This window comes from Agarivorans sp. Z349TD_8 (genome assembly GCF_050870825.2).
GTDB lineage: Bacteria > Pseudomonadota > Gammaproteobacteria > Enterobacterales > Celerinatantimonadaceae > Agarivorans.
On record NZ_CP194037.2, the window covers coordinates 3,908,908 to 3,922,746 of the forward strand.

Below are 13,839 nucleotides of genomic sequence, written 5' to 3' on the forward strand. Positions count from 1 at the left end.
GTACGACCTATCTTTTTGATAATTGGGGTAAGAGAACCCAAGGGCGCAGGATTATTCCACAACAGTGAACGCTCTGCAAGTACTAGTGGCACCTAGGCCTGCAACTTTTTAGCACCTGATTCGCAATTTTTAAGCAAACCAAACACGCAACTCTTTCGCTTCCTAGGCAATCTTAGTTACACTGCGTCATTGCGCTGGCGTGCGGTCATGCCTCTGCGTAGCTATGGTGTAGTTTGACCGTAGTTTATTTAGCTAATTTAAAAGGATGCATTTTGTCTGGCCTATTGCGGATCATCTTGATCGATACCCACCTTCAAGGGGTAGTAGAATTAAAACTCGACCAACATAGTAATATTTGCGGTACCAACGCCTCGGGTAAAACCACCCTTCAGCGATTGATACCGGTATTTTACGGTGAATACCCGAGTCGAGTCGTACCCAGTACCCGAGATAGCTTCGAGCGCTGGTATCTGCCACGCGAAGCCAGCTACATTATTTACGAATACCAACGCTACAACGGTGAACTGGCCCAAGTGGTGTTATCTTCAGGAAGAGAAGATCAAGGGGTAAAATATCGTTTTATTGGCAAGCCCTTTGAGTTAAACGATTTTATTGAACGCCAAGACGAACAAGGAAGCTGGTTTCTCGCGCCTGCTAAGCTCGGCCAACAACTCAAAAAAATCACGCATCAGGGTAAACCTTTAGCCACCACGCGCTTTCTTAATACTCGAGAGTATCGCGCCATTATTCAAAATGACCGCAGCTTACAAAATACCGGCGATTCCGACATCAAAGCCTATGCGCGGCAATTTACTATGTGCGATCCAAAACATAGCTTACGTCACATCGAAAAATTGGCAAAAGCCGTGCACTCCAAAGAAGGCAAGATGGAAACTATCAAATCGATGATTGCCGCTATTTTGGAAGAAGAAGGCGTGACCCTAAAGCCAACATGGGTTGATGCGAATAAAGCACAAGCCTGGATCCAAGAAACCCGACTCATCCAACAGTTTGCAACTATCCGCCCCAAATTTGTCAAACTCGAGCAGATCTACCAGCAGTTGTTGCACAGTGAAAGCTATCTATTACAGCTAGAACAGGGTCTGCAAAATGATGAAGCCGAATTGTTTGCCCAATGTGAACACGGCCAACGCCAGCTCAACCAAACCAAACAGGACTTAAGTCAGCTAGAAAGCCAGTGGCAAGACCAACGCGAAGTGCTCAATCAAGCCGTGTCTGAAGCAAGTGCCGATGTAAACAGTTACGATCGACAATTGAATCACATTGAAGACAATTACCAGAGCTGGCAAGACAAACAAATAGAACAGGCCTTGATGGCTGTCGAACAACTCCCACAGTGGCGAGAACAGCTAAATGAGGTGAGCGAACGCCACCAATTGTTGACCGAGCAGCACAGTGATATTGAAGCCGAACTGAATCAACGGAAGAGCCTGATTAACGAACAGCTCAATGTGGCCTTAAATAAATTACATAAAAACAAAGATCAGTTGCAACAACAGCTCACCCAAGAGCGCCAACAGCAGCAAGCGGATCTAAATAATGAGCAGCAACAGCAACAAAGCCAAGTAAACCAAGCCGAGCAAAAGTTTCAGCAGCAACAACATCAGTACCAATTAGAGCTGGCTCAACTGGAAGCTGGCAGCCTGCAAATGGGGCACACCGAAGAAGAAAGCCGGCAACTCAACATCATGGATAATCGGCTGGATGAAGCGCGTCAACAACAGCAGGTTTTATCGAGCCAGTTACGCCAACACAGTGAACAACTACAGCAGCTAAAACAACAGCGTTACCAAGCCGATCAGGAATTGGCGAATCGCAGCCAGCAAAATCGTCGACTAGAGCAACAACTGGAAAACTTAAAAGCCAGTTTACATCCTGCAGATGGTAGCCTATTGGCACATTTACGCAGCGAACATCCGCAATGGGAACACTCTATTGGTAAGGTGATCGACCCCAGTTTGTTGTCTCGTCGCGATCTAAAACCACATCACGACGGCGACACCCACAGTCTCTTTGGTTTAAACCTTGACCTAAAAGCCATCGAAGCGCCCGAGTGCGCCGCCACCGAGCAACAAATACTGCAACAACTAGAGCAACTCAAGCAGCAATATCAGCAGGCCCAAAAACAACTACAGGAAGCAGAAAGCAACTTAACAACTTATAACAAGGCAATACAGCAACAGGAATTAAGCTGCGCCGAAGCCAGCGCTGCTCACCACAATAGTGAGGACGAATTGAAGCGCCTCCAAGAAGAAAAACAACTACTTAAAGAGAATTGTTCGAAGGCTTTACAGCTGCGCCAAGCGGCCGCGCGTGAGCAACAAAGCCAGCTTAAAAGCTATTTACAAGAGGCCAGTACCCGTCACCAAAACTACCTTGAAGAACTACGCGAACAACATCAAGAGGCCAAGCTAGAAAAGATGGCGTGGTGGGAAGAAAAGGTGGATGTGCTGGCGCAGCAAGTTAGTCAGGCACATGACGCGATTAGCCAACGCCAACAACAAGCAAAACAAACACTCAAACAATTGGACCAATGGTATCGCGGCGAGTTACAAGCACTCGGCTTAGATGATCAGCTGATTGTTGATTTAGCACAGCAGAAACGTGATTTGAACCTGCAAATCCAGGAAGCCGAACAATTTCGCGAGGAAGTCAGCGAATATAAAATTTGGCAGCAACAGGTTTGGCTCAAGCAAAAACCTCAGCTCAACGATGCCCTAGCAAAAGCGCGCCAACAGCAAACCACTGCCAAACAAGCACTCGCTGAGCAACTAAGTGTCTTTAAGCAACAGCGTGATAGCCAACAACAACGGTTAAGCGAGCTAAAGCAACAACAAGAATTCAGCCAACAGCAGCATGCTCAGACGCAAAACTTGGTTCGTCGCATCAAACAGCTGGGCTTAATTAAAACGCCACAGCAAGAGCCGAACAGCGCAACACAACACGCAACCCCTGCCGAACGAGCTCGCGATGCAGAACAGCGGATTAGCCAACGCAATCAACAACTGGAGCAGGTGAACGAATCGGTACGCCATTTCGACACCTTATTAGCCCAGCAAGCTGGCTCCGATTTAAGTGAAACCTGGGAACGCTCTCGGGCCGCTTACCGTCATCTCCAAGAAGATGGCGAAGCAAGCTTAGCCTACCGCGAATTGGTCCCTCATTTGGCCGAATTACTCAATGGCCTGGTCCCCCAAAAAGTTCAAGGGCTGATCGACCACGGCCGTAATTTAGGGATGAGCATTAGCAGCTTCTATCAAAACTTAAGCGATATTGACCAACGGATCCTGAACCAAAGCCGTCGCATTACCCGTGAAATTGGTGAAGATTTAAGTCTCGATGGCGTCTCCGATTCAGCGGTTAAAATTCGTTCTAAGATTAGCGAACTCGAATTCTGGGATGAATTAAAAACCTTCGTAGATAATTTTCAAACTTGGCAGCAACAAGGTTTTAGCCAATTGCCCGATGAAGATTACGCGAACAGCATGCGGGTCGCTTTAGATATTATTGGGCGCAGCGCACTCAAAGAAGGGGTATCCCGGCTATTACTGATCGAACTCACGCTGCGCGAAGGCAACAGTGACTTGGTGATCCGCACCGACCGTCAGCTCAACGAGTCCAGTAGCCACGGGATGGCTTACCTCATCTTGTGTAAGTTCTTACTCGCCTTTACTCGCTTGCTCCGAGGGAATGCCAGTACCTATATCCACTGGCCGATTGATGAGCTAGGCACCTTACACCAGAGTAATGTGAAGAAAATTTTTGACGCCTGTGATCACAATCAAATCCGCATTTTAGGAGCTTTCCCCAACCCTGAATCGGAAGTATTGGATCTATTCACTCACCGCTACATCATCAACCGCGACAAACGCCAATTACAAGTGGTACAACCAAGAGTTAACTTGCTACAACAAAAACTGAAAGCGGCCAAAGCTAAACAAATGGAGATAGAGTCATGAGTCGATTATCTGCCACGGGGATGAGCGAAACCGGCAGGGTGCTTGAAGCCTTACTCAGCGGCCAATTTATTTGTCAGATCAGCGATGAAGATGGCTTTAGTTATCTCAGTAACGAAGCCAACCGTGAACGTATCGACAACCACCTGCATGTATTAAATCGGCGTTTAGCCAAAGCCTGTGAAGGCGAACTGTACTTCTGTGCCTATCGCGAGTTAGGAGATCAGGAGCACAAGGTAATTAGCCAGCAATTTAATGATATAGCAAGCAGCTTACTACCGCTCACCGAATGGTTGATTCTAAGCCAAGAAGCCCTTGGACAAGATAGTCCGATTAGTGCTGGTGCAGCATTACGCCTCAATGAGCTACAAAGCGTGGTCGAAGATACACCAGCGCTACGCGAACAACTGACTAAAATCGCTCAATATCGACTATTTGGCTCAACCAGTAGTCAAGTGGATGGCCAACTTAAGCAGGTATTTAAACGCCTCTGTGAGCAGGGATACTTGGTTCGCCCCAACCAAGAAAAACAGATCTACATTGCGACCGCCAAGGTTGACTATATCTTCGAAGTGATTAGCTTTATCGACGAGGCTGAAGGTTTAGGCTTGGAACAACAAGCAATGGATGCGATTGGCCAGCAGGAGTCGCTACTGTGAATCAACATCTGCAACAGGCTGGGCTTAAATTATTTAAACTGCTCGCTCGTCATGGCGAAAGCTTGATGCATGCCTATATCAACGGCAAGCTAGATGAAACCAAACTCGGTAACAAACAAGTCGAGGCACTATTAAAAAGTGGTGTCATTTGGCGCCCCGCTGCCGATGAGGGTTTACATCTCAGCTCTAACCTTCGGGCCCTACTCGAAGAGGCCCTCAGCGATACCCGTAATCGACAGATTGATGCCAATGTCGGATCTCGACTCGAAACCATAAAAACCTTGGCCGCCCACTATAAAGAAGCCTTACATCATGATGACTTAGCCGCCAGCGATGTCTACCTAAGTGATTTAAGCGAACATTGCTATAGCCTCACCGAGAGCTTACGCCATAGTTCACGAGTCTTATGGAGCAGAATTAATAACGAATTTGGTTATGTCCCTAGCCTTAGTGCCAAGATCCGCGAAAACGAATTGGCCCAACAACAAGTCAGCGAGTTACTCGATAGCTTATCCTTGCTGAACTTCGACGCCCTTAGTCAAGTTGCCGGTGATATTCGTGAACTGAGGCGGCTGTTAGTGATAACCCTCAGTCAAGCAGTATATGACTGCACTCAAGAGCTTGCTGTGGTGCAAACCCGACTACTCACGCTGCTTGGCCGGTTTAGAGAGTTACGCGGCAAATCTCGACTACTCAAAGGCTTACAGATATTCCATGCCCAGCACCCCGATTTTAGCCCACGCGATCCAACGGTCCAATTAGATGTTGCGCCATTGTTTAACCAAGCCCCACCGCTGATGCGCAGTGCTAGCATCGATATTCATAACTCTGAACATGAGCATGAGCTACTCCAGGTGGTGAGTCAGCTCCAGCGGCAACATCGTTCCAACCAAACCTTCAGTGATACCGAACAGGCGGTCTCTCTAGAAAATGTCGCCGAGTTCACCCTGCGAGAACAACAAATTAAGCGCGATGTAGAAGATTATTTATTAGCGGTCATCGAGCACGCCAAAGGACAAACCGCTTTAGAATATTATCAACAACATCAGCTCAATTGGGATGCCGAAGCGTGGCTATATCAGGTGTGGGGCAGCTATCATGCACTCCCTGAAGAACAGCGCGACTATTTTGCTCTCGATCCAATTGAGGATCTGCACCCTATTTTTAGCGGCAATCGCATCGTACGTGATTTACAAATATGGCTACGCTAATAAGCAAATTTAGAGTAAAATTCATTTACACTGCTCATCACTCCCGAAGACCTATTGCCCTTCGGGAGTTGTTTTTATGCAATGCTCGATGATGAATACAAGGCAGAAAGGATAGCATTGAGTGGCTCAAGTTCAGCGGACAATCACCAACGAAAAGCGTCCAACACTGCCGCCAGATAGTTTATTCAGATAAACACTGCCACCATTGATCGGCCGCTCCTAGAAACAGCATCACAACAGCAGGAAATCAGGTCGACTATTGACAGTCCATAGCTGACATAAAAACGCAATAATTCATTGACACAAAAGACTAAATCAGAAGTAAGTGCTTACATTTAGATACAATCGCTTACAATTTGAATTCATATTTATTTGACTGACTAGTCGAATATTTTAGAATAACGGCATTGTTGAGCCAAAAGCAGTAGGAAGTAAAAGTGAAAGTTGTCGATTTTCTTAAGAAAAAACGTGAAATGCTGGCTCAAAATCCCTTTGAACTCAAAGATTGGCTATCTCCTGCTATTCGTGACCATTGGATTGAATTTCTGAATAAAGCGCATGACAGCCAACTGATAAACTGGGTGAGAGAATACCAGTTAAGTGCCAACAGTGAGCAACAAGCGAGTTTTAAAGAAACGATCGAATTACACCCCAAGGCCGAAGCACTCCTAGAAGAACTGTCGATGCAACTGGGGGAAGAAGTGCATGTGGGTGAATGGCTCACCATTACCCAAGAGCGAATTAACCAATTTGCCGACGTGACCAAAGATCATCAGTGGCTACATACCAATCCCCAGCGAGCCGCCGAAGAGTCTCCCTTTAAGACCACCATTGCTCATGGCTTTTTAACCTTGTCTCTTCTGCCTGCATTAACCGAGAGTGTCGACCCCGAGCAACCACTCTATCCTTCGGCGAAAATGATGGTCAATTATGGGATCAATCAAGTCCGCTTCCCTTACCCGGTCAAGGTGAATAACCGGATCCGAGCACGCACTCGACTCACCCGAGTGGCACCAGTAAAACGCGGTTTAGAACTGGTCAAAGAAATTACTGTAGAAATCGAAGGCTGTCGTCGTCCTGCCTGTGTTGTGGAATCGGTGGTTCGTCTCTATTTTTAAGCGACTAAAATCGCTATGATAGTTCACGTTGGGTAAGACAAGGAGCTTAACGTGAATAACCCCCACCCTCATCAAATTTCACTGCAACAACATTACCACCAACAAAGGCGCTCTTATCAGTACTTGTTGAGCCAGCCGAAAAAGCGCGACAAGCATCAAGCCTTACCGTTGATATTATTTTTGCATGGCCGTGGAGAAATTGGCGATGATATTCACTTGTTACTGGATTTTGGCCCCAACAGCTATTTAAAACAGCATCAACTGGATGCTATTTGTGTTAGCCCACAGGTTCCCAAAGGGCGTAATGGCTGGGCAATCGCTGAATTAATCAGTTTATTAGATGAACTCGAACAACAACATCATATCGACCGCAGTCGAGTCTACCTCACAGGTTTAAGCATGGGGGGATTTGGCGCACTCAACCTAGCACTTGCACAACCGCAGCGGTTCGCCGCTTTGGCTGTACTGGCTGCAGGAGACCCAAACCGCCTAGCACCTTGGTCCATGAATATGCCTGCCCGGCCAGTATGTGCCGAACTCTATCAGCGCTTGGCGCAGTTACCCATTTGGCTGGCTCATGGCCTAAAAGATGAAACCATCCCAGCAGACTTTTCTCAAGAACTAGTCGATAAGCTCTCGCAACTCGAACGCACCGCCAGCCTGCAATTTACCCAATATCCACAGCATGGTCACAATATTTGGGATGAGCTATACAACCGTCCTAGTTTTTGGCAGTGGTTGTTAGAACAAGAAAATTTGCATCCAAATCAAACTGCAACGGTGTCCGGTAAATTTGACGCCTTACTCGGCGACTATGGTAACCATCAGGATTATGTGTCGATAACTCAGGAACCTCAGGGTTTATCATTAGTATGCAAAGACTTACAAGATAAGACACTACAATTTTCGCTTCACCCTGTGGCCGATAAGCTGTTCTTCTGCGAAATTGGCTGTGTGCGATTTATTCAGCAAGCGGAAGCCCCCATACAATTGGCTCTAACCCGACTCACCTTGCTCGATAAATTGCCAAGCCGCGATTAAAGCACCCGCTTGGCATAACTTTCGCGATCCATATCGACCACTTCGACGGTGAGGCTTTTTACCATATTTAAGCTAGCAGACAACTGGCTTAATAGTGAAGCGCTGAGTGCTTGCTTTTGCTGGGTGCTTCGTCCCGATAAAATGCATAAACGGATATGCACCAAGCTATGCTCACTTAATCCGCTATAAACATCCTCATAAGCGATTGCCCGCAATTTTATACTGGCGGGCTCAAATTCACCGCTATCTCGGATGATCTCAAAGGTTTTCCGTAACAACTTCGGGACTTCAATTTGCTCGGCAATCGACGCCGAATACTCAACAATACAATGGGGCATCGTTACTTTTCCTCTCTGTTGCGACAGTGTTAATAAGCTGCAATTACATTAAACAAAAATATTTAGTAATACAATTAAAAAATAACCACACGAAAGTTGATCTAGATCACGCCTAAGTATTAGACTCGCTCAGATAATGCTCGCCCGACCAGCTCCGGCGTTTTTAGCTACTTTTATTTGGAATATACACAATGACCAACACTACTCCCGCGAACCCAGCACCACTAGGATTAATGGGTTTCGGCATGACCACCGTTTTACTTAATATTCACAATGCAGGTTTTTTCCCCATCGATGCCATGATTCTCGCAATGGGGATTTTCTACGGCGGAGTATCACAAGTGATCGTTGGAATCATGTGCTTTAAACGCGGTGATACTTTTGGCACCACAGCATTTACTTCTTATGGTCTTTTCTGGCTAACACTGGTTGGGTTAATCGTACTCCCTAAAATGGGCCTCGCAGAGCCAAGCCCAGCAGGTTTCATGGCTTGGTACCTAACCCTATGGGGCCTATTCACCGCCTTCATGTTTGTGGGCTCATTGCGCTACCCTACCGCCAAACAAATTGTATTTGGTAGCCTTACCGTGTTATTTGCTTTACTAGCATTACATGATTTTACTGGCAATGAAATCATTGGCACCATCGCTGGATTTGAAGGTATTTTCTGTGGCTTATCGGCAATGTACTTTGGTATGGCACTGGTTCTTAACGCCGAATATGGTCGTACCATCTTACCTGTAGGACGCCCATTTGCATTACAAAACAATAACGCACCACTCAAAGTAGCCGCCTAATCGCGCTGCTGGTTTCAAGCTAATTTTTGGTACAAACCTGGCGTCTTGACACGCCATGATCGTGGTCGACATGAGCCCCTTTCTTATCAATTCGAGATTGGGGCGATTAATATCAACGCTTACTGCGCCACAATCCCTTCCTTGCCACTGGTCACTGCTTTCTCTTACAAATAAGCTCTCAGCGCCTCTATCGAACAAAAAAACCTAAGCAAGTAGACTATTTCAGCATTAAGCCTTGAGAGATCATTTCAAGCGGAGTAAATTAGCCTAGCTTTACCATGGCTTAACATTATGATGACAATGGATTGTTTAATTGACTGGTTCAACTAAGAGTGTTTTTCTGGTACTCACGATTGTGTGTAGTGCTTTTGGCTTAGGTCTGGGCTTTAGTTATTGGCAAGACCCGAGTACAAAACTTAGTTATCTTGATTGCCCAACGCTCAAGTTGGGGCAATGTCAATGGCAAGACCAGCAGCAACAGTGGTTACTCAAGCTACCCGGAGATAATCTGGCCGCCATGCTGGTCCACCCGATCCGTTTAACCACCAATATCACTCAGCCACCGCCACTAGAACTGCGCCTGGAAGGTGTTGATATGTATATGGGCGAGGTAAAAGTTCAACTAAAGCCCAATGCAGACGGCGTCTATTTAGGCCAATTATTGTTACCAATTTGTAATACTGGAAAAATGCGCTGGAAAGGATACATCGTATCCCTTGATCCGCAGCAGCCCGTTGCCCTTAGTTTTGAGGTTAATAGTCAATGAAATACCTAGCATGGATTGCCCTATTTATTATCAGCCTTGGCGCTGGCATCGCCAGTTACCAGTGGCTGACCACAAGCCCACAAGATGCAGACATGACAGCAGCGGCTCCTCCGGTCAAAGTCCCTCTCAATCTATTTAAAATCAACAGTGATGATGGGCGTTTTCATCAGCTTAGCCATGATAAACAGATTTATATCGCTTATTTTGGCTTTACCCATTGCCCAGATGTTTGCCCCACATCGCTAGCGATCCTCAGTGCCGCCTTACAAGGGGCCAGCGAAACACAGCAACAAAAAATACAAAGCTTATTTATCAGTGTTGACCCAAAACGCGATGACGCAAAAACGGTCAGTACCTACGCCGCTTATTTTCATCCCGACATCATTGGATTAAGTCCAAACGAAGGTCAGCTACTGGGTTTAACCCATGCCCTGGGAGTGTATTATAAGTACGTTGATACACCCAATTCGCAGTTAGAATATAGTGTTGACCATAGTTCCTTCTTTTACTTTCTCGACGCCGATGGCCAGCTCTTAGCGAAAGTTCCTCATACCCTCGATCCAAAGCCGCTGGTTAAGCAAATTCAGCGCTTACTACCCTAAAAGGATTACTTATGCGCCCTCTATTAATTCTACTGAGTTTTATTTTAAGTACACAGTTAGCCTTCGCGGCGGATACTCTCGAAGTTAGCGAGCCCTATGCTCGGGCCACGCCCCCGAATGCCCCTACGAGTGCTATTTTCCTCAGTATGCATAACACTTCCGAGCAAGCGATTAGCTTAATTTCGGCAAGCACACCCGCTGCTGGTCGAGTCGAGTTGCATACTATGTTAATGGATGGCGATATCATGCAGATGCGTCAAGTCCGGCAAATTGAAGTCCCAGCAAAAGGGACCATTGAGTTAAAACCCGGCGGTTTTCACTTAATGTTATTTGATTTGCAGAAAGCCTTCGTTGAGGGAGAGCAACTACAACTGTACTTGAATTTTTCAGATGGCAGTCAGCAGCACCTGAACGTTCCGGTAAAAAACGTCATGGCGATGATGAAAATGACACAGTAACACGAGCAAGAGCCTTTTAAGCCTTGGCGTTTCATGTTTGTTGCAGATACAAATGCACGATAACGACAAGAGAAACAAGGCTTGAAGATAAGCGCTTTAGCAAATCAGGCTAAGCGCTTAGCCAACCGCCAATTCTAAATAATGATCTAAACAGATATCGTAATCACGCGCTGATACCGCCCCTTCTATTTCCTCACTTTCAACTTTACTTAAGTCCAAAGTCGTCACTTCAAGGTGGGTATGCGAGACCGCGCTATAAATTAGCTTCAACACTGGCTGCAAGGGTTTAAGCTGATTACGAGCTACCACTAAACCCAAACGCCCGGATATCAACTTCACTAAGGTACCAACCGGGTAAACCCCCATACAACGGATAAATTTTTCAACCAACAGTTTATCAAACTGACTACCGACACCTTTTAACAAAATACGGAATGCTGCCGTCGGAGGCATACCACTTTTGTAAACACGATCGGCGGTAAGTGCATCATAACAATCAATGATATTCGCCATCCGGGTATAAGTTGACAATTGCTCACCGCTTATTTGATGGGGATAACCCAAACCATCTAGGCGCTCATGATGATTACTAGCGATATCCAGCATCACTTTGCTAATCCCTTTTTGCATTCTCAAAATTGAATAACTGTGAACCACATGCTCCCGCATAATTATAAATTCTTGCTCAGTTAACTTATCTGGTTTGTGGAGTATTGCATTGGGGGTATAAATCTTACCGATGTCATGCAACATTCCGCCCATGAGCAATTGTTTTTGCAAGCCCTTACTTTGGCCTAAAAAACTTCCAAAATAGGCCAGCAGCATACCTACGTTAAGCGAGTGCTCCATTAAATATCGATCTTTGGCGCGGATCCTTGCTAAACATAACATTGCATTACTTTGATTTTCTAATGAATCAATCAGCTTCTCAGCGACCCGTTCCATCGGAGCAATATCAATCGCTTCACCATGTTGTAATTGTTTAAAATAATTACCTTGTATCACTTTAGCTTCATGAAATAGCTTCTTCGCCAAACGTTTCTGAGTTTCATCACTGGATATGTGAGGCTTGCTTGCAGATCGTTCTAGCCCGTTAGTGGGGGCAGGCACAGGCTGTTCAAACATACTACGCGCCCAATCAACTTTGAGCGTTTTTACCCCTTTACTTTTTAATTGGGTAATTTGTCTATTTTGGGTGATCAGTCCTGATTGGCTCACATGGCTATGACCAGTTTGCGATTCGATGGCAACAACAAACATACCTTTTTTCAAGGCATCAATATCAACCACTCTGATGTCATAGCTCGAATTCACCATATGGTTCCACGGCTCCGTCAATCAACCCAATCAAAGAGCACTTACGCCCACACCTATTGACAGCATTATCTATGCTTAAAAAAGCCTCTATTTAAAGTGTAGAATGTTATCTATCTCAACAAAGCGACAAATGATGATTTTTGGGCGATGGCTTACAAATTGATTCATCAAACCGAAGCTAAATACTCTTTGGCCAAACTTTCTACGTGTGTCTTCTCTTTCTCAGTAAAGGCTGCTGCTCTCGCGGTCAGCGAAGAAAAATTTAAAGTTCCTAAAATTTTCCCATCTTTCTCTAAAGGGGTTCCAATATAGCTTTCTAGATGTAAGGCTTGATAACAAGGATGTAGGCACATCTCGGTAATCGCACCAACGCGCTCATAAGCTACAGTTTGAGCTTGTCGTAATACTTCACGACAATAGGTAGAGTCAACTTCAAACTCATCCCCTTGCCGAACTAAATCTAAGCTCGAATAAGCTGCAACGACGCGGTAGTGATTACCTTCGACCTGACTCACAATGGCTAATTGCATGCCCAGATCTTCCATCGCATCCTTCAACCACAATTGAATGTCTAACATACTCAACTCCAAGTGACTCTGGGTGTATATCTGTGACTAAGTTTAGTCTAAGTTGAGTTGTTGTTTGAGAGCCAGCGGGTATACTCAAGCAATGCACAACTTTGACCTATGGCGAATGCTCATTTTCGTCAGCCTACTTAGCTTATTTATCTTGCTAGAAATCCGCTGGCCAAGGCACCCCCGTTTAATTCCTCGCAGCCAACGCTGGCCAGCTAACTTTGTGCTAATCATCGTCAATGGTGTGTGCGTTAAATTAGTCTTCCCAATCAGTACTTTCGGCTTAGCCATGTGGAGCTCGGAGCAACAATGGGGGGTATTGAATCAACTAAATTTCAATACTTATTTGAGTATCCCACTGAGTATTCTGTTATTAGATTTTGCGATCTATTGGCAACATCGTTTATTTCATGCCCTCCCTGTACTTTGGCGTATACATCGGATGCATCATGTCGACCCAGACTATGATGTCAGCCTAGGCTTACGCTTTCATCCGATTGAAATATTGCTGTCGATGGCGATTAAACTGGCAATCATTCTGCTGCTAGGCGCGCCAGTGATGGCAGTATTTTTATTTGAAGTGATACTCAATGGTATGGCGATGTTTAATCATAGCAACTTGAAACTCCCCAACAAATTAGATGGAATACTGCGTCGATTCGTGGTTACTCCCGACATGCATCGGGTACATCATTCACAACGCATAAATGAGCATAATAGTAACTATGGCTTCAATCTGTCATGCTGGGATCGCTGGTTTAATAGTTACATTGCACAACCCAAACTCGGCCACCAGCAACTTCGTTTCGGCTTAAGTGGCTGGCCCGACGCCAAAGATAATCGGCAGCTCAAAGGCTTGCTCTCACTCCCCTTTCGTTCTGCCAAATAAGCCTGCAAACTAAGCTGGGCTAGAGAGGCTGCCGCTGGAGCGACCAACATCATATCGACTCAATCACGATGAAACGAATATTGAATATGGG

The 13,839-nt window shown here is 45.7% G+C and carries 13 protein-coding genes; 10 read left to right on the forward strand and 3 right to left on the reverse strand.

The annotated features are described in order from the left end of the window. Positions 1-272: 272 nt before the first annotated feature. From ACRRS1_RS17580 to ACRRS1_RS17600, 5 genes are all read left to right on the forward strand, one after another. On the forward strand, positions 273-3,980 hold the full coding sequence (locus ACRRS1_RS17580) for an ATP-binding protein (protein ID WP_432467252.1): 3,708 nt from the start codon (positions 273-275) through the stop codon (positions 3,978-3,980). Further along, the gene (locus ACRRS1_RS17585; RefSeq protein WP_432467251.1) at positions 3,977-4,636 is read left to right on the forward strand and encodes a condensin complex protein MksE; all 660 of its coding nucleotides are present in this window, start codon (positions 3,977-3,979) and stop codon (positions 4,634-4,636) included. The genes ACRRS1_RS17580 and ACRRS1_RS17585 overlap by 4 nt, the downstream gene beginning before the upstream one ends. Then, positions 4,633-5,847 carry a phosphoenolpyruvate carboxylase gene (locus ACRRS1_RS17590; protein WP_432467250.1) on the forward strand — a complete coding sequence of 405 codons (1,215 nt, stop codon included), beginning with the start codon at positions 4,633-4,635 and terminating at the stop codon, positions 5,845-5,847. The genes ACRRS1_RS17585 and ACRRS1_RS17590 overlap by 4 nt, the downstream gene beginning before the upstream one ends. 437 nt (positions 5,848-6,284) lie before the next feature. Beyond that, positions 6,285-6,965 (forward strand): MaoC family dehydratase, encoded by a 681-nt coding sequence (locus ACRRS1_RS17595; protein WP_432451895.1) that lies wholly within the window; start codon positions 6,285-6,287, stop codon positions 6,963-6,965. A 51-nt stretch (positions 6,966-7,016) separates the two neighbouring features. After that, a complete protein-coding gene (locus ACRRS1_RS17600) occupies positions 7,017-8,006 on the forward strand; it encodes an alpha/beta hydrolase-fold protein (RefSeq protein WP_432460027.1) in 990 nt (329 codons plus the stop codon). Here the strand turns inward: ACRRS1_RS17600 and ACRRS1_RS17605 are convergent. Further along, positions 8,003-8,344, reverse strand: coding sequence for a 5-carboxymethyl-2-hydroxymuconate Delta-isomerase (locus ACRRS1_RS17605; RefSeq protein ID WP_432460028.1), 342 nt, complete (start codon positions 8,342-8,344; stop codon positions 8,003-8,005). The two genes, ACRRS1_RS17600 and ACRRS1_RS17605, sit on opposite strands and share 4 nt — an antisense overlap. A gap of 191 nt (positions 8,345-8,535) precedes the next feature. On the opposite strand from ACRRS1_RS17605, the gene ACRRS1_RS17610 reads away from it, so the two are divergent. The 4 genes from ACRRS1_RS17610 to ACRRS1_RS17625 all read left to right on the forward strand — a co-directional run bounded on the left by ACRRS1_RS17610 (position 8,536) and on the right by ACRRS1_RS17625 (position 10,967). Next, positions 8,536-9,141 carry an acetate uptake transporter gene (locus ACRRS1_RS17610; RefSeq protein ID WP_432463759.1) on the forward strand — a complete coding sequence of 202 codons (606 nt, stop codon included), beginning with the start codon at positions 8,536-8,538 and terminating at the stop codon, positions 9,139-9,141. A 313-nt stretch (positions 9,142-9,454) separates the two neighbouring features. After that, positions 9,455-9,907, forward strand: a complete 453-nt coding sequence (locus ACRRS1_RS17615; RefSeq protein ID WP_432460029.1) for a hypothetical protein — start codon at positions 9,455-9,457, stop codon at positions 9,905-9,907. Continuing rightward, the gene (locus ACRRS1_RS17620) at positions 9,904-10,509 is read left to right on the forward strand and encodes an SCO family protein (protein ID WP_432460030.1); all 606 of its coding nucleotides are present in this window, start codon (positions 9,904-9,906) and stop codon (positions 10,507-10,509) included. The genes ACRRS1_RS17615 and ACRRS1_RS17620 overlap by 4 nt, the downstream gene beginning before the upstream one ends. Positions 10,510-10,520: 11 nt before the next feature. Further along, positions 10,521-10,967 (forward strand): copper chaperone PCu(A)C, encoded by a 447-nt coding sequence (locus ACRRS1_RS17625; protein ID WP_432460031.1) that lies wholly within the window; start codon positions 10,521-10,523, stop codon positions 10,965-10,967. A 117-nt stretch (positions 10,968-11,084) separates the two neighbouring features. Here the strand turns inward: ACRRS1_RS17625 and ACRRS1_RS17630 are convergent, their stop codons facing one another. Both ACRRS1_RS17630 and ACRRS1_RS17635 read right to left on the reverse strand, forming a co-directional pair. Beyond that, entirely contained in the window at positions 11,085-12,284 is a 1,200-nt protein-coding gene (locus ACRRS1_RS17630) for an HD-GYP domain-containing protein (protein ID WP_432460032.1), read from the reverse strand. 167 nt (positions 12,285-12,451) lie between these two features. Next, on the reverse strand, positions 12,452-12,862 hold the full coding sequence (locus tag ACRRS1_RS17635; RefSeq protein ID WP_432467249.1) for a GAF domain-containing protein: 411 nt from the start codon (positions 12,860-12,862) through the stop codon (positions 12,452-12,454). Positions 12,863-12,953: 91 nt separating this feature from the next. Between ACRRS1_RS17635 and ACRRS1_RS17640 the strand changes: the two genes are divergently transcribed. Further along, complete coding sequence (locus ACRRS1_RS17640; protein WP_432460035.1) at positions 12,954-13,748, forward strand: sterol desaturase family protein; 795 nt, start codon at positions 12,954-12,956, stop codon at positions 13,746-13,748. The last annotated feature ends 91 nt before the right edge of the window (positions 13,749-13,839 follow it).